Annotated in this window: 19 protein-coding genes and 2 pseudogenes; 2 read left to right on the top strand and 19 right to left on the bottom strand. The window is 60.3% G+C overall.

The annotated features are described in order from the left end of the window. Both GUI70_RS20465 and GUI70_RS20460 read left to right on the top strand, forming a co-directional pair. Positions 1-462, top strand: a 462-nt coding sequence (locus tag GUI70_RS20465) for a helix-turn-helix domain-containing protein (RefSeq protein WP_161884150.1), incomplete at its 5' end; no start/stop codon positions are given. A 113-nt stretch (positions 463-575) separates the two neighbouring features. After that, positions 576-1,325: a DeoR/GlpR family DNA-binding transcription regulator gene (locus tag GUI70_RS20460; RefSeq protein WP_161884149.1), complete on the top strand. Its 750-nt coding sequence runs from the start codon at positions 576-578 to the stop codon at positions 1,323-1,325. A 4-nt stretch (positions 1,326-1,329) separates the two neighbouring features. On the opposite strand, the pseudogene GUI70_RS20455 reads toward GUI70_RS20460, so the two are convergent. From GUI70_RS20455 to GUI70_RS20365, 19 genes and pseudogenes are all read right to left on the bottom strand, one after another. Next, positions 1,330-2,228 (bottom strand): annotated as a pseudogene (locus GUI70_RS20455) (IS5 family transposase). 96 nt (positions 2,229-2,324) lie between these two features. Continuing rightward, positions 2,325-3,296 carry an ABC transporter permease gene (locus GUI70_RS20450; protein ID WP_161884148.1) on the bottom strand — a complete coding sequence of 324 codons (972 nt, stop codon included), beginning with the start codon at positions 3,294-3,296 and terminating at the stop codon, positions 2,325-2,327. Continuing rightward, positions 3,271-4,770, bottom strand: a complete 1,500-nt coding sequence (locus GUI70_RS20445) for a sugar ABC transporter ATP-binding protein (protein ID WP_161884147.1) — start codon at positions 4,768-4,770, stop codon at positions 3,271-3,273. Before GUI70_RS20445 ends, GUI70_RS20450 begins: the two co-directional genes overlap by 26 nt. Positions 4,771-4,868: 98 nt before the next feature. After that, the gene (locus tag GUI70_RS20440; protein ID WP_161884146.1) at positions 4,869-5,867 is read right to left on the bottom strand and encodes a sugar ABC transporter substrate-binding protein; all 999 of its coding nucleotides are present in this window, start codon (positions 5,865-5,867) and stop codon (positions 4,869-4,871) included. Between the two features lie 72 nt (positions 5,868-5,939). After that, complete coding sequence (locus GUI70_RS20435; protein WP_161884145.1) at positions 5,940-6,821, bottom strand: PfkB family carbohydrate kinase; 882 nt, start codon at positions 6,819-6,821, stop codon at positions 5,940-5,942. Continuing rightward, a complete protein-coding gene (locus GUI70_RS20430) occupies positions 6,814-7,779 on the bottom strand; it encodes a sugar phosphate isomerase/epimerase family protein (protein ID WP_161884144.1) in 966 nt (321 codons plus the stop codon). Before GUI70_RS20430 ends, GUI70_RS20435 begins: the two co-directional genes overlap by 8 nt. Positions 7,780-8,171: 392 nt before the next feature. Continuing rightward, positions 8,172-8,366, bottom strand: coding sequence for a recombinase family protein (locus tag GUI70_RS20425; protein WP_161884143.1), 195 nt, complete (start codon positions 8,364-8,366; stop codon positions 8,172-8,174). Between the two features lie 142 nt (positions 8,367-8,508). After that, positions 8,509-9,570, bottom strand: a complete 1,062-nt coding sequence (locus GUI70_RS20420) for a family 43 glycosylhydrolase (protein WP_161884142.1) — start codon at positions 9,568-9,570, stop codon at positions 8,509-8,511. A 78-nt stretch (positions 9,571-9,648) separates the two neighbouring features. Then, a complete protein-coding gene (locus GUI70_RS20415; RefSeq protein ID WP_237725078.1) occupies positions 9,649-12,252 on the bottom strand; it encodes a glycoside hydrolase family 3 protein in 2,604 nt (867 codons plus the stop codon). Positions 12,253-12,257: 5 nt separating this feature from the next. After that, a complete protein-coding gene (locus GUI70_RS20410) occupies positions 12,258-15,116 on the bottom strand; it encodes a glycoside hydrolase family 78 protein (RefSeq protein WP_161884140.1) in 2,859 nt (952 codons plus the stop codon). A 62-nt stretch (positions 15,117-15,178) separates the two neighbouring features. Continuing rightward, positions 15,179-16,081: a carbohydrate ABC transporter permease gene (locus tag GUI70_RS20405; protein ID WP_161884139.1), complete on the bottom strand. Its 903-nt coding sequence runs from the start codon at positions 16,079-16,081 to the stop codon at positions 15,179-15,181. A gap of 16 nt (positions 16,082-16,097) precedes the next feature. Next, positions 16,098-16,982 carry a carbohydrate ABC transporter permease gene (locus GUI70_RS20400; RefSeq protein ID WP_161884138.1) on the bottom strand — a complete coding sequence of 295 codons (885 nt, stop codon included), beginning with the start codon at positions 16,980-16,982 and terminating at the stop codon, positions 16,098-16,100. Between the two features lie 213 nt (positions 16,983-17,195). After that, positions 17,196-18,560 (bottom strand): ABC transporter substrate-binding protein, encoded by a 1,365-nt coding sequence (locus GUI70_RS20395; protein WP_161884137.1) that lies wholly within the window; start codon positions 18,558-18,560, stop codon positions 17,196-17,198. Between the two features lie 199 nt (positions 18,561-18,759). Next, positions 18,760-19,977: an ROK family protein gene (locus tag GUI70_RS20390; RefSeq protein WP_161884136.1), complete on the bottom strand. Its 1,218-nt coding sequence runs from the start codon at positions 19,975-19,977 to the stop codon at positions 18,760-18,762. Positions 19,978-20,340: 363 nt separating this feature from the next. After that, positions 20,341-20,526 carry a globin family protein gene (locus GUI70_RS24615; RefSeq protein ID WP_237725077.1) on the bottom strand — a complete coding sequence of 62 codons (186 nt, stop codon included), beginning with the start codon at positions 20,524-20,526 and terminating at the stop codon, positions 20,341-20,343. Between the two features lie 460 nt (positions 20,527-20,986). Next, a complete protein-coding gene (locus GUI70_RS20380) occupies positions 20,987-21,520 on the bottom strand; it encodes a universal stress protein (RefSeq protein WP_161884135.1) in 534 nt (177 codons plus the stop codon). 121 nt (positions 21,521-21,641) lie between these two features. Beyond that, positions 21,642-22,570 (bottom strand): annotated as a pseudogene (locus GUI70_RS20375) (IS3 family transposase); the annotation flags it as partial. Positions 22,571-23,066: 496 nt separating this feature from the next. Continuing rightward, positions 23,067-23,633, bottom strand: coding sequence for a glycoside hydrolase family 31 family protein (locus tag GUI70_RS20370; RefSeq protein WP_161884134.1), 567 nt, complete (start codon positions 23,631-23,633; stop codon positions 23,067-23,069). A 110-nt stretch (positions 23,634-23,743) separates the two neighbouring features. Continuing rightward, complete coding sequence (locus GUI70_RS20365) at positions 23,744-25,345, bottom strand: choice-of-anchor L domain-containing protein (protein WP_237725075.1); 1,602 nt, start codon at positions 25,343-25,345, stop codon at positions 23,744-23,746. Positions 25,346-25,725 lie beyond the last annotated feature (380 nt).

Raw genomic sequence — 25,725 nt, 5'->3', positions numbered from 1 at the left:
CCAGACGGCATGGCCGATGACCGAAAGCGGGAATCGGTACCCTGGAAGCTTCTGGTCGGTCAGCACGGCCTCACCCTACGCCAACAACTTGCCAGAACCCAGCTGGGCAATGCGGAGTCGAGCGTGGAACGCGTGGCGCAGGCGGTCGAGTGGGTCCGCAAGCACTTTGACGAGCCGATGAACGTCGAGTCTCTGGCTGAGAAGGTGCACATGGGCGTCTCCACTTTGCATGCGCACTTCAAGGAGGTCACCGGGATGAGTCCGGTACAGTATCAGAAGGTGCTGCGGCTTCAGGAGGCGCGCCGACTGCTGGCGTCCACCTCGATGGATGCGGGCGCGGCGAGCCGGCAGGTGGGGTACGCAAGCGCGTTACAGTTCTCCAGGGAATACAGCCGGCTGTTCGGGACTACGCCTTCGAAAGACATCGCCCGGCTGCGCGAGCCAGGCGCCATGGCCTCCTGACCGATATCCTAGCTTTTGCCGCAAGGACCTCCACGCGGAACTCAGCCGCTTCTGCTGCCCCGACGTTCGCAGCCAAGCTACTTCATGATCATATTCGTCTATAATTTGATCATATGCTCCCACTTGATCGGCAAACGCGCATCCTTGATCTGATTGACGCGCACGAAACACTCTTGACTCAAGAGCTTGCAGAGAAAGTCGGGGTCTCCGGAGCCACTATCCGGCGTGACCTTCAGGAACTGTCTGAAAGAGGGTTGCTGGCCCGAACACACGGCGGTGCCATACGTATTCACCGCAGCCTCACTCAGGAGCCTGCGTTCGCTGCCAAGTCTGCCAGGATGCAGGCTGAGAAGATAGCGATCGCCGAGTACGCCGCGACCCAGATTCAGGATGGATCGACGGTGATTTTCGATGCGGGAACCACCATCCTTGAAGTGGCCCACCGCCTGGCCGGTCGCCCCCTGACGGCCATCACCTTGGATCTGCCGGCCGCCCAGGCCCTGGCAGTCGGGGCCACCGAAGTGCTGCTGCTCGGCGGCCGGGTCCGCAGCAATAGCTTCAGCATTACGGGCCCCTGGACCGAAGAGCAGCTGCGAAGCTTGCGGGCCGACGTCTTCATCATGGGCGCCCATGCCGTCGACGAGCGGGGCATTTCTAATGCCGCCGTTGAGGAGGCCATGGTTAAGCGGCTGGCCGTCGATATCAGTCACAAAACCATGCTGCTGGCTGACCACACCAAATTTGGCTGGCGGGCCATGACTCAGGTCTGTGCCCTGGACTGCGTACAGAAGGTGGTCACTGACCGGGGAAGCCGTAAGTTGGAGTGGTTGAAAGACGTTGGCGTTGACGTGGCCTTCGTCTAAGATCCTATCCGGAAGGTTTTCGGCGTAGGGCGACGGGTGCAAGTTTGCGCCAGATGATGAGGCAAGCAGTCAACTCGACAAACCCCAGATACAGGTCTTGACGCTTCTCCCAACGGGTCTGGATGCGACGAAATCGATTGAACCAGCTGTGGCCCACTTCGACCACCCACCGCCTTGCCGGGTGGCGATCAGGATGGCCAGGAGGAGGAATCGGCTGTTCTTCTGTCGCTTTTTTCGGGATGTGCGCGATCAGACCTTCGTCCACAGCCACCTGACGACACGCGGGCGTGTCGTACCCACGGTCCAGCAGCAGATGTCGCTGTTCCTGCTCCATATGAGCAGGAACAGCGACCACGACGGCATCCAAGACATCCATGAGCATTTTGCTGTCATGGCGGTTCGCTCCACACAGCACCATCGAGAGTGGAATGCCTTTGGCGTCAGTCAGCAGGGTGCGCTTACATCCGGCTTTGCCTCGGTCGGTGGGGTTGCTGCCCGTGGCTTGCGGCGCACCAGCGCCCCCCTTTTCCCCAATGGGGCTTTGACCATGCTCCCGTCAGCGGCTTGCCATTCCCAGTCGATGCCCAGTTCTTGATCGTACTCTTCGAGTACGATGGCCCACGCTGCGCGTAAGCAGTCGTACTCAACCCAGGCACTAAAGCGCTCGTGGACGGTGGATTTCGGAGCGTAGCGGCGGGGGAGTTGACTCCACTGACTCCCAGTTCGGGCCAGCCAGATCAGCCCGTTGAAGATGGTGCGGGCGTCCCGCGTGGGACGCCCACTCTTTTTCCTGGGCTTGTCGATCACCAGGACAGGAGCGAGACGGATCCAGAGTTCGTCCGATACCTCCCACAGCGTGTTCTGGTCATTGATCTGGTTTTGATGGCGTTGAGTCGTCGTCATTGCGCTTCAGTAGACCAGATCTTCCGGATAGGCTCCAAAAGGTGAGGATGTCCGTCATATTCTGACGGACACCCTCGACACCAGCGCTGTTTTAGCTCAGCTGCCGCGCGTATAGCGGTCGATGACCATGGCCCCGATGATGATCAGTCCGGTTGCAAGCAGCTGATAGAACGCCTGGACTCCTAACAAAGTCAACACGTTCTGCAGCATGCTGAGCAGGAGCGCGCCCAGCAAGGCACCCACCACATTGCCTTTCCCGCCCGAAAGACTGGTGCCGCCCACGACCGAAGCGGCGATCGCACTGAGCTCCCAACCGCTGCCGAGGATCGGTTCAGCGGCACCCAGTTGAGCAATCAGCACCAGGGCAGCAAAGGCCGCCAGCACCCCTGAAATAACGTAGGTCAGGGTAATGTAGCGGCTGGTATTGATGCCGCTCAGGCGCACCGCCTCAGCGTTTCCGCCGATCGCCAGGATGTACTGTCCGGTCTTGGTAAACTTGAGCAGTAAGGTAAAGGCACCTACCAGCAGCAAAGCGACCAGCAGTGGAATGGGAAAACCGGCAATGTTGCCGCCCAATACGTTCTTGAAGTTGTCCGGCAAGGAGAGGATCGGTTGGCCGTTGGTGTAGGACAGGGCCAGGCCGCGGTAGAAGGTCATGGTGCCGAGGGTGACGATGAAGGGGGCCAGTTGCACCCGGGTGACGAGCAGGCCATTGACTAGGCCCGCCACGGCACCTACGGCCAGGGCAGCCAGCACTGCCAGAATCGCTGGCAGGCCACGCTGCATCAGGTCAGCACCGATGACCGCCGAGAGCGCTGCTGTCGAACCCACGCTGAGGTCAATGCCGCCGGTGATGATGACGTACGTCAAGCCGATGGCCACGATGGTGTTGATGGCGGCACTCAGACCGATGCCGCTGATGGCGTTATCGACAGAAAAGAACGAGGGCACGGTGAAACTGAAGATGAGGGCGCCGAGCAGCAGGATGGCCAGGATCCCGGCCTCCCGCAACTGTTCGACCACGGACGCGCGGCCAGAAGGTTTAGACGACTGCTGAATAGTTTGCATCGGTTTGCGCTCCAGTGGCCAGCCCAAGAATGCGCTCTTCGCTGGCCTCAGCACGGGTCAGTTCACCGACCAGGTGTCCCTCCCGCATGACGAGAATTCGGTCACTGAGCCTCAGTACTTCCGGCAATTCGGAAGACACCATCAAGATGGCCACGCCCTGCTGAGCAAGATCATCGATCAGGGCATAGATATCGGCCTTGCTGGCCACATCGATGCCGCGGGTCGGTTCATCGATCAGAAGTAGTTGACAACCGGCGGAGAGCCAGCGGCCCAGGATGACTTTTTGCTGGTTGCCGCCGGATAGCCGCCGGATGATCTGGTTGGCGTTGGCTGGCCGGATGCCGAGTTGTTGAATCTGCTCCTCGACCCGCTGGCGCATCTCGCCTTCGCGGACCCCCACCTTGCCTTTGGCCCAACTAGTCAGCATCATGTTGACGCTCACTTTGGCGTCCGGCACGATGCCCTGGTGTCGGCGGTCCTCGGCGATAAAGCCGACACCCAGGCGCATCATCGTTGCGGGCGTTGGGCGCGTGATCCGTTGGCCGTCCAGCTGAATTTTTCCTTGGGTAAACGGATCTGCACCGTAGATCGCCCGGAGGACTTCAGTTCGGCCCGCGCCGATGAGGCCCGCCAGAGTCACCACCTCACCGGCATGAACCCGGAACGTGATGTCCTGAAATGCGCCAGTGCGGCTCAACTCCTGAACGTCCAGACGAACCTCGCCCACCTGGCGGTTGTGGTCACCCGTCTGCGTAACCAGGTTACGACCGACCATCATATTCACCAGCTGCTCCTGAGTGACGTCCCGTTGGTTGACGGTACCGATATATGCTCCGTCGCGCAACACCGTGACGCGGTCGGCCAGCGCTTCGATCTCATCGAAGTGGTGACTGACGTAGATGATCCCGACGCCGCGTGCGGTCAGTTCGCGCACCACCTGGTAGAGCTGTTCAATCTCGTGGGTGGTCAGGCTGGACGTAGGTTCGTCCATGATGATGATGCGCGCTTGCCGGGCCACCGCGCGGGCGATCTCGACCATCTGCTGCTGCGCGATGGTCAGGCGTTTAACGGGGGTACCAGGAGCCACCATCAGGCCGACCTGATCCAGGAACGGTTGAACGCGGGCTTCCATCCGGGCGTAGTTCAGCACCTCACGGCCCTCGTTCCCGAGCAGGACGTTCTGGGCCACCGTCAGTTCCGGAATGAGGGCCAGTTCCTGGTGAATCATCGCAATGCCCTGCGCCTGGGCGTCTCCCGGACTGCTCAGCGTGACGCTCTGACCGTTGACGCTCAACGTGCCGCTGTCAGGTTTATAGATGCCAAACAGCGTTTTCAGCAGGGTACTCTTGCCGGCACCGTTCTCGCCCAGCAGCGCATGCACTTCACCCGCCCTCAGCGAGAACTGAACGTCCCGAAGGACGTGTACCCCACTGAATGACTTGTTGATCTGTTGCGCACTTAGGAGTTCAACCACTTCAAACCTCCAAATCTTTCTTCTGGTGAATACGGTGGCTACCGGCGGTCAAGGTGGGGCCAGGCCGGACTTCGACCACGGCCCCACTCAATCTTCGGTTACTGCTTGAATTTCTCGTATTTCGCGACGGTGTCTTTCATCACCAGAGCCTGAGGGGTCGCAATGACTTTGGGCAGTTTCTCTCCAGCCATCAGGCGTACCGCCACTTCGACGGCCACTTCGCCGGTCAAACCAGGAAACGAGTCCACAGTACCGGTCAGTTCGCCTTTTTTGATGCTGTCATAGGCGGCGTTGATGCCGTCGGTGCCGAAGACCAGCGTCTTGCCAAGGCGTCCGGCCGATTTGACGGCCTCAACCACACCCAGCGCCATCGTGTCGTTGTTGCAGTAAAAGGCCGTCAGGTTGGGGTAACGGCGCAGCAGATCGCGCGCGGTCGAGAAGGCCTTCTGGCGGTCCCAGTCCGCCGGAACGCTGGCCACGATCTTCAGAGCCGAATTCTTGGCCAGCTCCGTTTTGAAGCCCAGGGTGCGCTGCTTGGCGGCGTAGACGCCCGCCTGGCCTTCGATGACGGCCACCTGCCCACCTTTGGGGAAGGTCTTGAGCAGGTACTGGGCCACGCTGACCCCGTTGTCGTACTGGATGTTTCCTACGAAATGCGCGGCGGTCGGTGCCACGGCGTCGTTGACGTTGATCACCAAGCTGGTTTTGCCGGCCCGCGCAATGCCCGGCAGCAGGTTGACGTCACTCTGAGGAGAGACCAGCAGCGCTTTGTAGCCTTTGCCGATCATGGTGTTCATCATGCTCAGCTGGCCGATCTGATCGCTTTCGTTGCTGGGAGCCTGAGCGTCCACGCTCACCCCGTACTTCTGAGCACCCTTGAGGTAACCGCTGCGCAGCAGTTGCCAGTACTCGTTGGAGAGGGCCTTCATCACCCCGCCGATCTTGATGCCCGCCGCGGCCTTGGGAATGGGACCGAATTTGGTCGTCAGTTGCGAGGAATCGATACGGCTCTTCTCGGTGTCAGGCGAGAAGGTCTGGGCGACGGCGGCGCTGGTAAGCAGGGCAGTGAGGATAAAGGTGATGGTCTTGAACTTCATGGGCGGCCTCCTGAGGCTTGAGTTGGGGCGAAGTGACGACGTGCGGATGGGGGAGGTATGGGCATTGGCACCTCAGGGAACAGGGGCCAGCGCATGTTTGTGAAGGAGTTGAACGAATTCGGCGGCCGACGCGACTGAATGCGGCAGGGCCTGTGCGAGCCCGGTGCCCTGGGCCAGTGAAGCGGCCAGAACGCCAACAAAGTGATCGCCTGCGCCGTGGGTTGAGCGGGCCTGAACTTTCGGCGCACGGAGATCGAGAACGAGTTTGTCGCTCTGGTAGTGCAAGACCCCACCGGATCCCAGTGTCACCACCACACTCGGGTGCCCAAACGGCAAGCTCTCCAACCTGGCTTGAGGGTCAATTCCAGTCCAGCCTTGTGCCTCGACCGCGTTGACAACGACATGGTCGGCCAGCGGTAACAGATCACGGAACGTCTCCTGCCAGGGCGCGGCGTTCATCAGCGTGGTGACTCCAGCCGCGCTGGCCTGACCCAACAGTGCCCGGAGGGTCTCCGGTTGCGTTTCCCACTGACAGACCATGACTTCAGGTTGAAGCTCTTTCAACACTGCTGTCAGGGAGACGTCGCTTAGGGCGGTGTTGGCTCCCGGAAGAACAACGCCGATGTTCTCACCTGACGCGTCAAGGAGGGCGACACTGCTCCCCGTCGGCAGGTGCGGCGCGACCTGCAAGAAGATCCTGACTCCGAGGGAGGCCAGGGTGTGCTGTGCCCGACGGCCATCTTCGTCGTCACCCACACAGGCCATCAAGGCCGCCTGGACCTGAGGATGTTGTGCGGCCGCCATCGCCTGGTTGGCGGCCTTCCCGCCCAGTTGACTCCAGCTCCCGGTGGCAATGACAGTCTCACCCGGTTGGGGCAGCTGACGCAGCTGAATCATCCGGTCAAGGTGGATACTGCCGGCAAACAGCACCTGAGGGACCTGGGGGTCAGCCATGAACTTTCTCCGGGAAGAGCAGGCGCTCAATCACACGGGTGACGTTAAAGCCATTGTGGCCAGTTCCGATGCTGGAGTCGGCAGCGATTTCTCTGGCCAGGCCGATCAACCGCTCGGTGATGCGGATATTCCATTCGCATTCAAGAACGGGATCTTCACGGACAGGGAAGCTATCGAAGTAGATGGTCCCTGGGTAATGACCGCGCTCAAGCACCATCAAGAGTTCCAGCGTGGTGATAAGGCTGCTGGTCGCGACCATCAGGCCGTCATCCTGGCGTCCGTAGCCGTCGTTCAGGTGAACGCCGAAGAGCTTTTGATGGCGCAGCGCCAGAGCAGCTGCTTTGGGCGCATGTTCGTTGGCCATCTGCGCGTGACAGTAGTCCAGCACCACCCCCAGATTGTCCGCCCCCACTTCCTGGACGACCAGCAAAGCCTCGCCCATATTGCCCACCAGCGAGTATTTACGCGGCTCCCACGGTTTGTACTCCAGGCCCACCCGCATCTGCGGGTTGTGGGCGGCCACCTGAGCAAAGCCCTCGACCGTATGCGCAAACATGCGCTCATAGCTGTCCTGAAACGGATAATCGAAGCCGTCGAAGCCCGGCCAGACGATGACGTGGTTGCCGCCCAGGGCGGCACAGGCGTCGAGGGCCTGGCAGCTGAGATCAATGGCCGCTTGTCTGATACGGGCGGAGGGATTGGTAAAGCCGCCGTCTCCGAAGGTGTCGGAAGGGTAACGGATATTCAGGCTATCGACACTCAGCCCCAGATCCTCGATGGTTCGCCTGGTTTCCTGCACATTGGCAAGGGTGAAATGCTCAGGAAAATTCAGGCTCAGAGAATTGAGCCCGCGAATTCGGGCCGCTCGTTTCAGCAGATCCTGGGTCTGGATGGGCCCAGGGGAGAAGGAAAGCTCAGGTCGCGACTTGAGCGAATTGAGACGGGTGGCGTAGAGCATACGGCCTCCTGAATGGCGCAATCCTGCGCATTCGTGTGCGTTGTCAAAATCTGTAGCGTGATTATGCGCTCATATTCGAGCAATGTCAATCATTTCTGCTCACTTGAGCAGAAATGATCAGATGCAGGCAATCTGAAATTGTCTACGAGTTTGTCCGAAAGCCGACCGGGAAAGGAAAAACTGGTGTCCTCTCCTCATATATCGGATGAGGTCACACCGTTCTTGCTGCCTCAGCGACAAACCTGTCTATGATCAAAATGTGCAAACACAAGAGCACGGTGTGCAGGCAAGGCAGAGGACAGCCCTGGTCTTTCGTAGTCCAATAACCCACGCAGAATCAAGGAAGAAGGCGACCCGAAGGCCGCCTTGATTTTTTAAATATAGCGGGGTATTCACCCATTGTCAAATTCATGCACCGAGTTCAGGATGATAGGTTTTTGTCTATCCAGAATGCGTTTGACCTGCACGGCACTCCAGGGACCGCTTTGCCGAGTCTTGAAGCTGTAGGCCTCGATGTGGCTGGCGATTTCCCTCAAGCTCAAGCCCTGCTGCCTCAACGTCCCGGCGTAAGCAGCAACAGTGCGCATGTCGTGGACGGTCCGCGCTTTTGAACTCGTCGCTCCGCTAAGCAGTCTAAGGCTGATCGGAGCGGAGTGCCCTGGCTCGTAATGCTGCCAAGACCCATTCCGGTCTGCTCGGCACCTAACCAAGACAGTCCAAGCGTCCAGCCTACTCGTAGTCCTCGATCCGCCATTCGGCCTCCCAGTCAAGGTACGCCATCTCCCCGTCGAACCGCACAGGCAGCCACACGTACCCCGCGCGGGACGTGTCCGGCGCGGCGAATACCTCCGGGTCCTCCTGCTCATACCGGGCAAAGTGCTCACTGGGGCGTCCGCTCGCGAAAGCTGTTTCGAACATCGACGCGGCCTTCCGGGCATCGACTTCCCGCTCACCCAGCCACCGGTCGGCCAGAGTGATGTAAAGGTCCTTCTTGTGTGGGTGCTTGAATACCGAGCAGATCTGTGAACGGTACGACGTGCGGGTCTCGTCGTTCGGGTGTGGGTCGCCCAGAACTCTCCAGGGCCCATGGTAGGACGGTGCGACGGCCACTTCCGATGGGTTCGGGAAGTACCCGGTGGTGCCCGACGTCAGTAAGTAGTGCAGATGCCCGCGCCGGAAATACGCCGGCGCTTCACGCACGAACGGCGGGTGGGGGTGCGGAAAGTGCGTGGAGTAGTACCCGGTCACGTTGGTGTAGTCGTCCGTGAGGTCCGCAATGATCAGTTCGCTGTGCACCCGTTCGAAGATGTAGTACGCCTTGCCGTCGATGGGGTCCACGACCAGGTCAAAGTCACCCGCGCTCATGCCAAGGGGCTGAAGATCGGTGCGGACAATATGGTACGGACCGAAGAGCGCGTCGGCGACAAGCACTGTGGACTTCTGTGTGTCGTCCGGGTGCATCACCTTGAGCCAGCAGACGTATTGCCCAGTCCGCCGGTTGAAGATGATGTGCGGGCGGTCCATCTTCTGGGCGGGGTGCAGGGGCGAGGTAGGGTCGTCAAGGACGGGGGGAATAATCACTCCGCAGTCGTCCCAGTTGTACAGGTCCTGAGACGAGTAGCACCGCACGCCCCAGTGCCACACGTCACTGCCGCCCGTGGTGTGCTCCTTGTTCTCACCGTACCAGTAGAAGGTCCCGTCCACGTGCAGGATGGACCCGCCGTGTGCCTGGATCAGATTGCCGCTGGTGTCTACCCAGGGCTGGCCGGGGGTGATGGCTGTACGGCGCATGGCCGCGGATTGGGAAGTGGGGGTCAGGTCGTGGTCAATCTTGCTGTTGGTCATTTTTTCCTTTGTGCAGGGTGAGGATCAGCCCGGCACTTTTGCAACGTTCAACACAACGTGACCGGATGAAGTGATAAGAAACGATTGACGACAGGGAAGTATCGCCGATGAAGGACCCACAGACAGGGTGTACGTTCCAGCCTGAATTTCCCATTGGTGCAACCGCTCATTCCAGATAGAGAAGGGGCGTTCGATAGACGTCGGACCGAGCGTGAGGTGGACAGGGCGTTCCTCACCCGCATTCAACGCTGCCCGCTCCCATCCCACCAGCTTCAAGGCGGGTGAGTCGGGGCGCTGCAGGTACACCTGAGCAATTTCTATTCCAGCGGTATCACCGATGTTCTTGAGCATGAACGACACACTCAGAGGTGCTGTGGAGTGCTGTTCGTTCTGTTCCAGTGACAGGTTCTCGTACTTGAAGGTGGCGTAGCTCAGTCCGAATCCGAAGGGGTAGTGCGGCGTGAGGCCAAGCGCGGCGTACCCCCGGTAACCGACGTGCACGTCCTCGCTGTACTGCACCTGGCCAGCTTCTCCGGGATACTGCAGGCCGCTTTGCAGGGGTGTGGACGCCACATCGAGCGGGAAGGTCAGCGGCAGCTTGCCGGACGGATTCACCTGCCCGAACAGAACGCTGACCACCGCCTCACCCTGAGCCTGTCCTCCGAACCAGGCTTCGAGGAGCGCGGGCACATTTCCCTCCCACCGCTGCGTTTCGACGGGTCCGCCATTCATCAGGACAACCACCGTTCGGGGATTGACGCCTACCACCGCGCGGATCAGGGCCTCCTGATCGTTCGGGAGGGTGAGGTCAGGCCGGTCCATCGCTTCACTCTCAAAGGTCCGGGCGACCAGCACCACGGCATCCGCGCTCCGAGCCAACTCGCAGGCGCGCTGCATCTCCGGCGTGAGGGTCTCTAGCGGCGGACACCAGCCGAAGCGGAATTGGGCGTTGTACAGGAAGTTCTGCTCTGGCAGGTTCGCGGCATACTCGACGACGACCTCATGCCGGTCACCTTCCAGGCAATGTCGGTCCACGGTAAAGACCTGAGCTCCTGTGCCGTCCCAGGTCATGCCGTCTCCCCGGCCACTCAACAGTCCGCCGTGGGGCCGAGCACTTGGCACGTCGATCAGCGTTTCGCCGCCAAACGTCATGCGGCCGGCACCGACACAGGTGAGGCTGAAACGGTAGCGTCCCGTAGCGGGAACAGTGAAAGTACCATTCCAGCGTGCGGACAGATGCGGGCCGAACCCCGGCGGGAGCGCCGACGTGGGCTCAGGGGTAAAGCCGGGAAGGTCAAAAAACCCTCGGTTCAGTTCAACGAGTGCATCGGTGCGAGTGACGCTGGGCGCTCCCTCAAAGGAGCCGTTCGGCCAGTACTGGGCGGCCCAACCCATGTCACCTGCCGTTTGAATGACACTGGACGGGACGGGTGGCAGACCCGGCAGCAGCGCGCCCGCCCCGACATGGTCTACGCCCCTGGCGAAGGTCACCTCGGCTGTGTTCCCTAGAAAGTTCCGTAAGGCTTGGAGGACGCCTCCTTCGGTGGCCGGACGCACCAGAGCACTTCCGCCCCCGGCTGCACTGAGGTTATCTGCGTCGGCACCAATGACTGCGAGACGTTTGATGACTTGGCGGTCGAGCGGCAACAGCGCGCCAGCATTCTTTAGCAGCACGATGCTTTGCTGGGCGACGCGCAGCGCAGTTTCCGCATTCACTGGGTCATTCAGGGGCCGCTCGCTGGCGGGAGGTGGGAGCCCCACGGTCGGGCGCAGGATGCGTCGAACCATTTCGTTCAGGGCCGCTTCGCTGACCTCTCCATGCTGTACCGCTTCCAGCAAGTGTTCACGCCATTTCGATGCGAAGGTGAGTTCCCAGTCCAGCCCGGCGTGCACACTCTGGGCCGTGCTGTGGTTCGCGCCGAAGTCACTCAGCACCCATCCACGGAACCCCAGGTCGTGGCGCAATACGCCGGTGAGCAGTGCGGGGTTCTCGCAGAGGTACTGCCCGTCCGCTTGGTTGTAGGACGCCATGATCGACGCCACGTGACCGAGATTCACGGCCGCTTCGAACGGTGGAAGGTACACTTCGCGCAGAGCCCGCTGCGAGGCGCGCACGTCGATGCTGTTGCGGGCGTGCTCCTGATTGTTGAGGATGAAGTGCTTGAGGCTCGCCTGGACGCCGCGCCGCTGAATGGCCTGCACTTCCGGCACCACCAGGCGCATGTGCAGCAGGGGCTCTTCACCGAAGGACTCGAAGGTCCGCCCAGCCTGCGGTGCACGGGCGATATCCACCGCGGGGCCCAGGAGGACGTTGTGTCCAGCCGCAGCCGCCTCCGCTCCCAGCACATCGCCGTACTGAGCGGCGAGGTCCTCACTCCACGTCGCGGCGAGCGCGATAGGGGCCGGCAGGGCCGTTGCCGTTCCGGTGTCGCGACCGGCGGGTGACCGGCGCAAGCCAGCTGGACCGTCCGCCAGGTGAAACGGCGGCAACCCAGCGGGACCAGCTTCGGATTCGTCACGGACGAATTGCCCACTCACCAGTTTGATCTTGTCCTGCAGGCTCAGCTGGACGAGCAACACCTCCACCTGCTCGTCCACCGAGACGTCAGCGTCCCAGGTCAGGTGCATCTCCCTCATGCCGACTGCTCCATAAGGAGCTGCTCGAGTTTCTGTAAGAGTTCTTCACGGTGTGGAATGCCCCACACTGCCCGCTGGATGCTCGTTCCGGCGAGGCTACTTTGCAGGGATTTCCTGAACCCGTCCAGATGATCGGCAGAATGGGCCTGGACGGCCTGGATGACGTTCTGGTACAACTCAGGGTGGCTGCTGAGGGTGTCGAAGTCACTCTCGAGCGTCACCGGACCTGTTGTTCCGCTGGCTTGGTACGGAACGGTCCAGTTGTATGTTCCTGACGCGACGTGGTGGACTTCGCCGCTTGGCAAGGTCACGTCAGCCGTGGTATTGGGTGGAACCACCACATGCAGCTTAAACTGACCTTCCTGAATCTCCCAGGAAGACTCCGCCAGGCCGTACGGTGTGATGTGCTGGGCGCGGGCCGAAGTGAGGCGTCCACCGGGGACCGGATGAATGTCGAGACGTCGGTATCCGACGTCTCCAGCTCCAGGTGCCAAGCCGGCAACCGTCCGGTGCAGCCAGTCCGCAACGGCACCCAGCGCGTAGTGGTTGAAGCTGGTCATCTCACCAGGGTTGATACTGCCGTCCGGGAGCATGCTGTCCCAGCGTTCCCAGATGGTCGTGGCGCCCATGGTGACGGGATACAGCCAGGAGGGACATTCCGTCTGGGTCAGTAGCCGGTAGGCTGCGTCGTACTCGCCAACGCTGCAAAGAGCGTCGCAGATGAGGGGCGTGCCGACGAAGCCGGTCCCGATGCGGTAGCCGTTCTCACGTACCAGCGCGCGCAGCCGCCGCCCAGCATACGTGCGTTGTTTTTCGCCCCTCAGCAGCGTGAACTGCACCGCAAGCGCGTACGCGGTGCTGGAGTCACTGATGATCCGGCCGTTTGCCGTGACGTACTCGGCTTCGAATGCAGCACGGACGTCGTTGGCAAGTTGTTGGTAGTGAGTGGCGTCGTCTTTTCTTCCGAGAATCGACGCGGTGTTTGCGACCAGTTCCGCGGAACGCACGAAGTACGCGGTGGCGACGACACTAGGATTGGTCCGGCCGTCAGCGGGGTTGGTGGGCGGCGCGGCGGGGTCTAGCCAGTCGCCGAACTGAAAGTCCTGATCCCACAGCAGCGACGGTCCAGTGCGGCTATGAACGTAGTCCACCCAGGCCTTCATACTGCTGAACTGCTCTTCGAGAACGCCTTTGTCGCCGTAGCGCTGGTACAGCACCCAGGGAACAACCGTGGCGGCATCACCCCACGCAGCGGCAGGCAGGGGTGCGGCCAGAACGTGCGGAATGACCGCTGGAACGGCTCCGGTGTCCTCCTGGTCGGCGGCAAGATCCTTTAGCCAGGAACTCAGAAAGCCTCTGACGTTGTAGAGGAAGCTGGCCGTGGGGGCGAAAACTTGAATATCGCCGGTCCAGCCGAGCCGCTCGTCGCGTTGTGGACAGTCGGTGGGAATGGCGAGGAAGTTACCGCGCATGCCCCACACCACGTTCTGGTGCAGCTGGTTGATGAGGGGATCGCTGCATTCGAACCAGCCGGTGCGCTCCAGGTCAGAGTGAACGACGACCGCCCGGATGTCTTCAGGACGAAGTTCACCGGGCCAATTGTCAATCTGGGCGTACCGGAAGCCGTGGAAGGTGAAGCGCGGCTCCCAGTTCTCTATGCCCCCCCCTTTCAAGGTGTAGCGGTCGGTGGCAGCGGCGAAACGCAGCGGCCGGGTACCGAGTTCGCCGTGCTCGAGTACTTCCGCATGCTGCAGGGTAACGGTGTGACCAGCTTCGCCCTGCACTGAGATGCGCAGCCAGCCAACCAGGTTTTGCCCGAAATCGACCAGGGTCTTGCCACTGGGCGAAGTGAAGATGGCTTTCGGCTCAAGCAGTTCGGTCCGCCGGACGGGCGGTCCTTCCGGCGCAGTGAGGCGCGTGAAGTCTTCAGTCAGGATGCGGACTGGCCGCCAGGTTTGATCGTTGAAGTGGGGTGCTGTCCACGCTGACTGTTCCAGGCGGGCATCATACGTTTCACCGTCGTACAGGTCGGTGGCAAGGACTGGGCCGGTAGTAGCACGCCACTTTTCGTCGCTGACCACGTGCTCCGTGCGGCCATCCTCGTATTCGAGTTCAAGTTGCGCGAGCAGGGCGAGTCGGTCGCCGTAAATATTGCGTTTTCCGCCGCCGAAGCCGAGACGGCCCCGGTACCACCCGTCGCCGAGCAGCGCGCCGATGGCGTTCGCGCCGTCCTGGATCAGGTCCGTTACATCGTACGTCTGGTAGCGAAGGCGGGTGCGGTAACTGGTCCATCCAGGTGCCAAGACATCCGGACTCACGTTCTGGCCGTTCAGGTAAAGCTCGTACACGCCAAGCGCAGTGATGTATAGTCGCGCGCATTTCACTCGGGAAGCGACGTGAAATTCTCGGCGGAGCAGGGGGCTGGGTTGAGGTTGGGTCGTGTCTTCATCCCAGGCAGGTGTAATGAACTGCGCCGTCCAGTCCTGCGGGTTGAGCAGGCCAGCTTCGATAACGAGGGCCTCGCTGAATTCACTGGTGTGTCCATCAGAGCCCCACACCTGGAGCCGGATGCTGCGCCGCTCCCTGGCTTGTAGTGGTACGAATGGCCAGGCCACGAGGACTGATTCAGCACTCTCGATTCGGCCTGTATCACCCATCACGTCTCCATTGCGGCTGAATGCCTGGATGCGGTAAGCGTGCTGCGCCCAAGCTGGCGTGCAGGTTTCGGTACGCCAACTGAGCCTGGGACGGGTTTCAGTGATTCCGATGGCATCTGGACGGCTTTCAGCGTGCAGGTCGGTGACACGGAGCGTAGGAACGGTCGGTGGCAGAGGTGTTACAGGCAAGGTCGTCATGCTGTGGGGCTCCAGAGTGAACATCAAGAGGTCGTAAAACGTGAGGGAGATGCAGCGGCGCTTCAGCCTTTAACGGCACCGGCCGCCATTCCTTTCATCACCATCTGGTTGAGCAGCAGGTAAACCAGCACCGTGGGCGCGACGGCCAGACCGATGGAGGCAAACGTCGGTCCCCATTCGCGTTGTCCGTACTGCCCGGTGAAGGCTAGCAAGCCGGACTGGATGGTGCGCATGTCTGGGTCCTGCGTGAAGGTCAGCGAGATGAGCAGGTCGTTCCACATGAAGAAGAACTGCACGAGCGCCACCGTCACCAGGGCATTCATAACCATTGGCAGGGCAATCTTGAAGAAGACCTGATAGATGGTGGCACCGTCCATGATGGCTGCTTCGATGATTTCCCGCGCAAAGGTCTTGAAGTACCCGGCCAGGAAGAACACGACCAGCGGCAGCCCGAAGGCGGTGTAGGTGATAATGAGCGCGATACGGGTGTCGAGCAAGTGCGCTTTGAAGTACATGGTGAACAGCGGCAGGATCACGATCTGGATCGGCACCATGATGCCGACCAGAAAGACCAGCGAGGCAAGATTGCTGAGCTTCCAGCGCATGATCTCGAGGCCGAAAGCTGCCATCACGCCCAGGGTGATCACCAGTACCAGCGAGGGAATGACGGCCAGGACGCTGTTCACGAAGTACTTGCTCATGTGCCCTTCAGTCCAGGCGCGGGCGTAGTTGTCCCAGGCCAGGGTGTGTGGCAGGGCCCACATGGGGCTGCTGCTGAACTCCACGCTGCTTTTCAGGGAAGACATGAAGATCCACACGACCGGATACACCGCGATGAACACCACCAGCAGCACCAGCAGCGTGATCGGGAGCCTTTGGAGGAACTGCAGGGAATGGCTTGTTGTTGCCGTAAGGTGGCCGGCTGCGGCCGGGTTGGTGCCTTGTGCCTGACTGGTGCGTTGCATGGGTTTATTCCTCCGTTCAGGCGCCGCTCTTACGGGCGCGCCAGAAGATCAGCAGCGTAACGATCAGGCACTGCAGGGCCAGGGTGAGGGCAAGAGTGCTGCCGTAGCCGTACTCGCTGTAGGTAAACGACGTCCGGTAAAACAGCAGCGTGAGGGGCGTGGTGGCGTTGCCGGGACCCCCGCCGGTCAGGGCCATAATCGAATCGAAGACCTTGAGGGTGCCATTCAGGCTGAAAATCAGTGACGCCACCGTAATGGGTGCCAGCAGCGGCAGCACCACGAAGCGGGCCAGTGACCAGCCCTGAGCGCCGTCGAGGCGCGCGGCCTCAATGGTTTCCTCGGGAATCTCGACCAGGCCGGTGTAGAGCAGGATGGCGTAGAAGCCCATGGCCTTCCAGATGTCCATCGCCGCGATGATCCAGAAGGCGGTGCTGCCCTGCCCCAGCCAGGCCTGGACGAGCGAATCGAGGTGCACGGCGTGCAGGGCGCTGTTGATCAGGCCGTACTGCGGCACGATGGCGAAGAGTTTGGAGACCATCTGCGCGACGGCGACGGTGGGCAGCACCACCGGCAAGAAGACCAGGGTCCGGACGAGCGCACTGGTCTTCTTGAGGTAGAACGCGTACATCAGGGCGAGCAACAGCCCAAAGATGACCTGCCCGGCGCTGACGAAGAGGGCGTAGCGGGTGCCGAACCACAGGGCTTTGAAGAAGGTGGCGTCGTGAATCAGGCGGATGAAGTTCTCAGCACCGACGAGACGGAATCCAGTAATGGGCGAGCCTTCATAGGCGGTCAGACCGAGCGACCAGAAAATGGGGATCAGAACGATGCAGGTGTAGAGCAGCAGGGCGGGGCCGACAAAGACTGCTATGGCTCGCCAATCACTGAGAACTTTGTTCATGGATGCTCCTTTTCGGTGTGATGCTGGCGCGCGCTGCAAGGACTGTCAGGACTTGGTGCTCTCCGTGTTTGCTTACTTAATGAGTTAACTAAAGTGTAGGCAGCAGAGTCAGTCAAGTCAACCCGGATCAGTAACGTTTATGAACCGCCCAGACGACTCAAGACGTAAGCTGCCAGGAATCCGAGGCTGGATTCCTGGCAGCTTGTACTGACCTTACTTGCCGTTCTGCAACTGACCGAGAAAGTCCTCAGGCGTCATATCGCCAGTCACCAGCAGCTGCACGTTCTTCTGTGACAGCGACGTGGCCTTAGGGCTGAAGTAGCCTTCGAACCACAGGTAACCCTTCTTGGCCGAATTGAGCTTGCGCTGAGTCATGGTTGTCAAGGCCGGAACAGTCGCGGGCATCTTACTGACCTTGAAACCAGTCAGGGCCCCGAGCTCACTCATGGAGCGCGTGCCGTAGTTGGAAAAGACGTACTTCATCCATTCACCCAGCGCTGCGTCGTTCTGCTTCTGGTTCATCGCCACGACCAGACCGGTGTTGATCGACCAGTCGCTCATCGTCCCCTTCCCGCCTTTCACGGCCGGCAGGTTGAAGAAACCGATGTTGCCCGCGCCGATCTGGTTGCGCTTAGGGTCATTGAAGTTGCGCAGTTCCCAGCTGCCCATGTAGAACATGGCCGCCTTGCCCTGCAGGAAGGCGTCCACGGCCGTGTCGTAATCGACGGTGTTGACTCCCTGGCCGAAGTAGCCTTTCTTGCCCATGTCCTGCACAGTCGCAGCAGCCTGCACGAAGCCAGGGTCGGTGAGCTTAAGCGTGCCCGCTTTCACACGGTCCATGGCGTCTGCACCGTAATAGCGCTCAGCGTATCCACCGAGCAACCGGGTGAGGGGCCAACCCTGATCACCGGAAGCCGAGAAGGGCTGGATACCTTTTTGCTTGAATTTCTCCGCAGCCGAGAGCATCTCGTCCCAGGTCTTCGGCTCTCTAATGCCGTTGTCCGCAAAGACCTTTTTGTTGTACCAGACGCCCTCGATATTCAGTTCGAGCGGTAGGCCCAGCAGCTTGCCACCCTCGAGCTTCTTGTTGATGTCGACGGCCACGGGGTTGAGCTGATTGTAGATGCCGAGCTTCTTGAAGGTCTGCTCCAGATCCACGATTTCACCCTTGGCGTAGAGCTGCTGCAGCAGGCTCGGCTCGCCAATGGAGTAGAGGGTGGGCAAGTTGTTGCTGCCTGCCAGTAGTTGCAGCTTCTGTGTCATATCGGTGGTGTTGTTCTGATACTCGTAGCTGACATTCGGATGCTGCTTCTGGTAATCGCGGGCCAGCTCGCTGATGATACGGGTATAGCCGACGTCTTCGTTCTGGCCGGACAGAAAGACGACCTTCTTGCTCTGGGCTCCGGCGACGGTAATGAGGACAAGCAGGGCCGTGAGTGCCGTAAAACGAATGTTCTTGTGCATGGTCAGCTCCTTAAAATAGGTGAGTACCGGGATCAATGGTTTGTGAGTAGCGTTCGCTCTGGCAGTCACACAGGCAGAAGAGTGCTCCGGGACGGCAGTTTCGGTCTTGCTCAACTTCTGACGGTAAGGTAAAGGCGTCTCGTTGGTTCCCTTATGTTGTGAAGTAACCAGAGATTAACACTGTGCCTATGATCCGTCAAGCCTCACCTTGTAAATCAACCTACCGGCCGCCATGACCTCAACATGCTGCTCTCTCAGGGCAATAAAGCGGCGCGGAAGGAACGTTCCTTCCGCGCCGCCTTCACTTAAGCTGTCAGGAAACGTCAGTCCCGACTGGCATTTTCAGAATGGCCCCGGTTTCAAAGGCGCTCTGCACCGCGAGGCTTGCCGCGCCCTGCGCCCACGGGGTGAAGTCATCATTCTGCCAGGGAACCACAATAATCGGCAGTTCAGTCGCGAGGCCGTCAAAGGCAGCTTCATGCAGGGACCTGCGGAGAGAATCAAAAAACCAGCGTCCAAGACGGCTGCCTTCGCCTCCAGTCACAATCAGCTCCGGATTGAAAGCATTCACCAGGTACGAGAGGTGGAGCCCAATAAGCTCGCCGGTCTCCTGCAGCAGCCCACGCGCACCCTCGTGCCCGTCATCTGCGAGGGCCACCAGTTTACTCACGGAGATTCCTGCCCGCTCTGGAAACCGCTCGACAAACTGAGCTAAGATCGCTCCTTCCGCGGTATAAGCTTCCAAACACCCGCGCCGTCCGCACCCACACACCCGTCCGCCCGGAACGATGAGGTTATGCCCAAATTCTCCGGCACCGCCATCACGGCCCCGCACGATTTCACCGTTTGCGATAAAGGCTGCCCCCACACCGCGGCCGATGGCAATGACAATGAAGTTCCGGGCATGTTTGCCATGCCCGAAGAGTCGCTCGGCTGCGGCGAAGGCGTTGAGGTCGTTGTCGATCCAGGTGGGTAAACCCGTCGCGCGCGTGACCATGTCGGACATAGGGACGCCATGCCAACCCAGCAGGTAAGCACTCACGGCGGTGCCGTTTCTAGCGTCGATGACCCCGGAAAGGCAGATGCCGATCCCTATGACCTCCTGCTTCTTGATTTTCGCCCGACGGTAAAGCTTCTTACAGATGTCTTTGATCTGCGAAACCACCTGCTCAGGCGCCTGTCCCACCAGATTCTCCGAGAGGTGCGCGAGGACCCGAGTGGAGAGGTCGGTCAGCACCGCTTCGATGCGGTCTTCGCGGAGTTTGATTCCGACGGCATAGTGGACGTCCCAGTCGATGTCCAGATAGATTGGGCGCCGTCCTCCAAGCAAACCAGCTTCGCCGATGCTTTTTTCGGTAAGGAGGCGGTCGTCGATCAGCTCGCTGGTAATTCCGGTCACGGAAGCGGAGCTCAAGCCAGTGAGTTCGACAAGCTGGGTGCGACTGATCGGTCCTTGCTGGCGGATGTGATTAAGGATGGTACGGCGGTTGTGTACTCGGAGGCTACTGGGGTCTCCTTTGGATGAGGTCATCTCTTCCCCCTTACTTGACTTACCTTATGAATTAACTCAACTTATCACCTCTGAACTGCTCTGGTCAAGTAAAACCGGTGATGTTGTGCAAAATCATCTGAGCTAAACTGAACTGCTACGGTCGAGCCAAACCGGGCCGGTGGCCGCAACGAAATCCCTTTTCCCGCTAATTCGTCAATCTCGGAGTGATCTTGGACGAGAGGAATCGAAACTGGTGGGGAGACGCTCGCCGACTGCTTCTTAAACGTAAAGAAGGCGACCCGAAGGCCGCCTTGATTTCTTTAATATAGGGCGATATTCAATCAGGGTCAATCCCATCTGCTCCGTCCTGCTCAGTGTGCTGCTGGACGCTCTTGGAGGGGGTCATGGATAGTCCTCCGGGGAAGTGTTCTCTCGGGAAGGATGGGTAAAGCGCTCCAGGTTGGGGCGCATTCGTCGGGCCAGGGTAAGCAAGGCCTCGGCTTCGGGCGGCTCCAACTGCTCACGGAGGGTCTCCTCCCACAGCGCCAACCACCGGTTGAAATGCTCCGGTGCGATGCCCAGGCCCATGTGTGCCGCTCCCGGCTGCCCCCGGTAGGTACTCGGCCCCCGGTCACCGCCCGCCAGAAGCCCTCCAACCGGGTGATGTGCACCGGCCAGCCCGCGCGTGGAAATGGACCCATCCTCCGGGTAAAGACCGGGCCGAGCAGGTCATCGGCTGTCGCCCTGGCGTAAAAAGCCCACAGCACCCGCCGCAGCCCCTCCTCGCCGACGCGGACAAAGAGGTTCCCTTCCGGCGTAAGCGGCAGTGTCATACGCTCACTGAGCCGAACCGTGCCCGTGCATGGGGCAAAAGAGCTCGGTTCTCCTGAGCACTGTGTTGAAGGGTTTCCAGTTCTGGCCGTACCCTCATTCCATTCCCGTATCCCATCATTGAGCCCCCATGAAGTGAACTGTGCGGCGCAGATGTGACGAGAGAGCCTGGATTCGCTCATCCCAGCGAGCCGGGACCCGGGGATCGGAAGGGTCGTTATAGGGTGGCGTCCTGATAGACAGGCTGGTGGTCAGTGCTCAGCCGGGGGGCTATCGCCGCAGGAGCCTGGATCAGCAGCACCGGAATCTTCACCTGACGCAGCACCGATTCCGCGACGCTGCCCAGGAAGAGGTGGGCCAGACCACTGCGACCATGCGTGCTCATGACCAGCAAGTCCGCGCCGGTCCGTTCCAGCTCGTGCACGATCGCCTGCTCGGTTTTCAGGTCTTCCCGCTCAAAGCGCACCACCTGGGTCTTTTCATAGTTGAGCGCCTTCAGCGCGTGTTCGAGGAAGTGCGCGCCTTCCTGCAGCAGCCGTTGGTGTTCTGCCGGGTAATCGGAAGCGTAGATGCCCTCTGCAACGATCACCTGTGGTGGCACGATGTAGAGCAGCGTCACGGCGCTGTCATACTTGCGGGCGAGGTCGGCAGCGAAGGGCAGGGCGAGGTGGCAGACAGACAGACCTTCTGCGAAGCAGCGACTTTCTGTGGGCGTCCAGTATTCTTGTTGTTCTGATGGAGCTTGGGCCAACTGCTGGTCGCCAGTCCAGGTGAAAGCGAGTACAGCGCAGAAACGTTGGGGCCTATACCAATATAGACGGTTCTGGCAACTTAACCGCGAGTGAGCCTGGGTCGGTTTTGCGCACGTCTGGTTAAGCTACCTGAGCTTGGCGCTCGAACTCCAGGGGTGTCAAGTAGGCCAGCGTGGAGTGGCGTCGCCGCCGGTTGTAAAACACCGAGGGTGGACTCGAAGATCGCCTGACGGGCCACTGCCCGGCTTTCAAAAGGAGCGCCGTCGAGAAGTTCTCGTTTCAGGGAGCTGAAAAAGCTTTCCAGCACGCTGTTGTCCCAGCAATTTTCCTTACGGCTCATGCTGCCCCGAGCGCCGATGCGGGCCAATTCTGCCTGAAACACCTTACTGACGTATTGGCTTCTTGGGCAGAACGGACGCCCATGAGGACGCCTGCCCGCTTCCACGGTCGCTGTGGTGGAGCAGTCCAGATGGCGGTGTCCGTGCGGACACCGCCATCTGAAGGGCGGCGAGAGGCAGGGTGGCTGGCATCTGGCTGTCCATGGCATGGCCGACCACTGCCCGTGAATGCAAGTCGAGAGTGACCGCCAGATACAACCAGCCCTCTTTGGTCGGGATGAACGTCAGGTCGGACGCCCAGACGGTATTTGCGTTCTGGACATCGAATTCTCGGTTCAACAGGTTGGGGCAGACCGCGAGCAGGTGGTCGCTGTCGGTGGTCCGGACGAATCGGCGTGGTCCTTTTGCCCGCAGGCCATTGCGGCGCATGAGGCGGGAGATCCGCTTCCTGGACACCCGCTGACCCTCGGCACGAAGATCAGCCTGGAGGCGAGGCGTTCCATACCGCCCCTTGCTAGCCTGGTGAAGCTCACGGATGCGCTGCTCGAGCAGCGCATCCTGGATTTGGTGATCGGCCAGGGGCCTTCGTTGCCAGCTGTAATACGCGCTCGTGGAGACTTCCAGGACCCGGCACAGCGTGTTGAGTGGGTATTCGGCGCGCCACAGCTTGATAAACACCTATCTCAGCGTGTGGTCTCTCTGGCAAAGAAGCGGGCAGGCCCCATACGGGAGGAGTGGCGTCCTCATGGGCGTCCGTTCACGACGAGGGTGCCGTTCTGCCCAAGACAGGAACATCGATCCACACGACGACAAGAGCGCAGTCAGCAGGGGTTCAGACGACGGAAACGCGCTCAAGAACTCCTGAGGTTGCACGCCCAGATCAGCGGGCAAGCATCCTCATCGGCGCTGCTCTGCCCAAGACACCAATCCCCACCATCATCCCCGCACTAGCGTTTCCGCCACGATCAGAAGAAGCAATCAGAAACAAGCCTTCCAGACGTGGTCTGCGGTTGCAGCAGGGGTGGCCTGAGACTCAGGCCACCCCTACCCTCCCTCTGCCGCAGGTCAAGTTAAAGCTACATAACCTGTCCAGTTCCCAGTCGGGTTCCCTCAACCAGTGTTAAGGAGGGTCGCTCGAATTGACGTTCGAGCGACCCTCCTTAATGGTGTCTGTCAACTGCCCATTGCAGACAGCATTCCACCCTCTTCAGAAGAGGGCAAAGGCGGCGAGCAACATCTCTCGCTTCGGACTGTTAGCACGAATAAACAGCGGCAGTTGTTCCAGTGGTGCGGGCATTAAAACCACTCTGTTGCCTTCAAAGGTCTCCCCGGTCCAGGCGTCCACCCAGAGACCGGGTGGGAGACGAACCTCTCGGGCCAGCGCGCCTTTCTCGACGATGGGGCAGACCAGTAGATCCCGGGTGAAGAGGTAGGCTTCCTCATCCTGTTGGAGAAATTCTGCCGCTTCTGGGTGTACCAGGTGGGGGTAGCGCATCATCGGTATTCCTGCGGCACTCATCTCGCGGGCCTCGTCATGGAGGTAGTCCAGGAGCGCCATGCGTAGCCGAGCGTAGCGTCGGTACACGTCGAGGGCGCGCGCATCCTGGTGCCGTTCGGCGATATTCCAGGGGGTACGGTCGCGGTTTTCCACTGCGCCATTCCACTCACTGTGGTACTGCATGATCGGGCTGAAGGTACCGAACGCCACGGAACGCAGATACAGCTCCACCGTCGGGATCTCGCCGCTGAAGCCGCCGATGTCCCATGACCACATACTCACACCGAATGTCACGGGCGGATCGCGCTAAATGCCAACAGTCTGCAAGAAGCGCCCCCGCTCGGCTCAGGCCGGTGCGGGGGCGCTTCTTCACTGCTGTTGAAGCCTTATCTCAACGTCAGAACGTCGCTGGCAATCACGACCCCCTGATAAGAGACGTTGACCTGATAACTGCCCGCAGCCATCCCGGTCGTCTTCAGGTTCGCCTGATAGAACTGGCCATTCCAGGTCCAGGTGCTTGGCGTGGCTTGCCCGTTGAGCGTCAGAGTCAGACCTGAAGCCAGGGTGCTGGCCACCTGACCGCTGGCATACGTCGGCGGCAAGACTTTCATCGGCCAGGTACTGCCCGCTTTCTTGTTGTCGTTCTGACCATCCTTGAAGAATCCCCCCAGCGACTGGAAGCCGACGGTGACGGTAAAGGTGCCGGTGCTGGTGAGGTTATGGGTGTCGGTGGCGCTGCAGCTGACCGTTGTGACGCCCAGCGCAAAGACACTCCCTGACGCGGGCGTGCACTGGACAGGAACGTTCTGCCCGAGGTCCGTTGCCGTGGCGGTGTACGTGGCCATCGAACCTGAAGGACTTGTCGCATTCAAGATCTGAGATGCAGGAAGGATAAGCACGGGCGGCGTCGTATCCACGACCTTGATCTTGAAGCTTCCCTGAGCCTTCAGGCCCCCGCTGTCACTCACAGCGCAGTTCACCGTAACGGTCTGATCGACGTTCACTGTCACGGGGCTGGGCGGGGTGCAAACGACTTTGCTGGTCAGGTTGCCGTCCTGCACGTCACTGGCCGTCACGGTGTAGGGCACGCTCATGCTCGGCGAAGTCACTGTCACTTCGATGACCTGATCTGCTGGCAAGGTCAGGACTGGCGCGTTGGCATTGGTGGTCGAGAAGCTTCCGGCCTGAATCATGACCCAGGAGTTCACGAAAGCGTCAGAGCTGTCGGCGATTGCCAGTTTGGCATGGTTGGTGACGCCAGGATTAGCGGTCACGGCACACGTCAGGATGGTGGTGAGGCCGTCCGCCTGCGTCTCATTTTGCAATGGTCCAGCAACGGTGTTGTTCCGGAAGAGGGCCGTGTTCTTGGTCAGGTTAACCGTGTTGACGGTGACGGGGACTTTGGGCAGCGCACTGTTTTGTGGATTGGGAATCAAGGCGCAGTTCCGGCCGTTGATAAAAAATCCGAAGGCATCGTTAAATTGGGTTCCGATCCAATCGTTGTATTCCTCTGAAGCGAACACGTAGTTGAAGTACACCAGATCACCCTGAGGAACAAAGTCGAATTCCAGAATCGATGCGTCTTTCGCTTGGGTAGGTTGGGGTGTAGCAGTGGCGGTCGCTGCAGTTTTGGCAAGTTGAAAGAGGTCGTTGTCGCCCGCCATATTGAGGACATCCGCTGCTTGACCATCACTGACCACGACGTTGTTGGGGCCTATCAAACTGTTCGCCAGGCCTGTACTCAGCACGACACCCGTTGGAAAGCCGACCGAAGGCTGACCGCCCGCGAAGATACCGGCGGCCTGACGTGCGCCCTTGAGCGTGGCGTTGCTGACCGTGACTCCAGCGCCGACAAGCGCGTTGGCCAGACTGGTGGCGTCGTAAGTATTGGTGCCGACGCTCGCCCCTGTAAAGGGAGTGATGCTCAAGCTGCCACTTTGAGCGCTGAGCCCCGCTTTCCAGGGTGTACCTACCATGGACGTTTGCATGGTGCCGCTTCGCGCTGCCTGCGTGGGTTGCTGCCCTGCTGTACGACGGCTCTCCAGTTTTTCAGGGTGAGGGTCAACTCGTGTCGGCGGCAGTTGGCGGGCGAGGTGGAGCGGGTAGCATCAAGGAGATTGGCGATTCTGGCGTGTAGATCGAGAAAGCATTGCGCCCGCCTGATCTGCCGGAAGCCTAATTGGCTCCGTTCCTGACGTCTTGTAGGCCGATGAGATTGTTCGATCAGGTTGTTGCACCGGGCGGTTGAAATGACCTGCAGGTGATCGACATTAGACCTCCTGCGAAAGTGGGTAGCTATGCTGGGTGAGTGAGCGACAAGCGGCTGGAACGAACACTGAAGATGAACCGCACGCGCTTCAAACGGCGC

The organism is Deinococcus alpinitundrae (assembly GCF_009982895.1).
In the GTDB taxonomy this organism is placed as follows: Bacteria; Deinococcota; Deinococci; order Deinococcales; family Deinococcaceae; genus Deinococcus; species Deinococcus alpinitundrae.
This window is presented reverse-complemented; position numbering and strand designations above follow the sequence as displayed.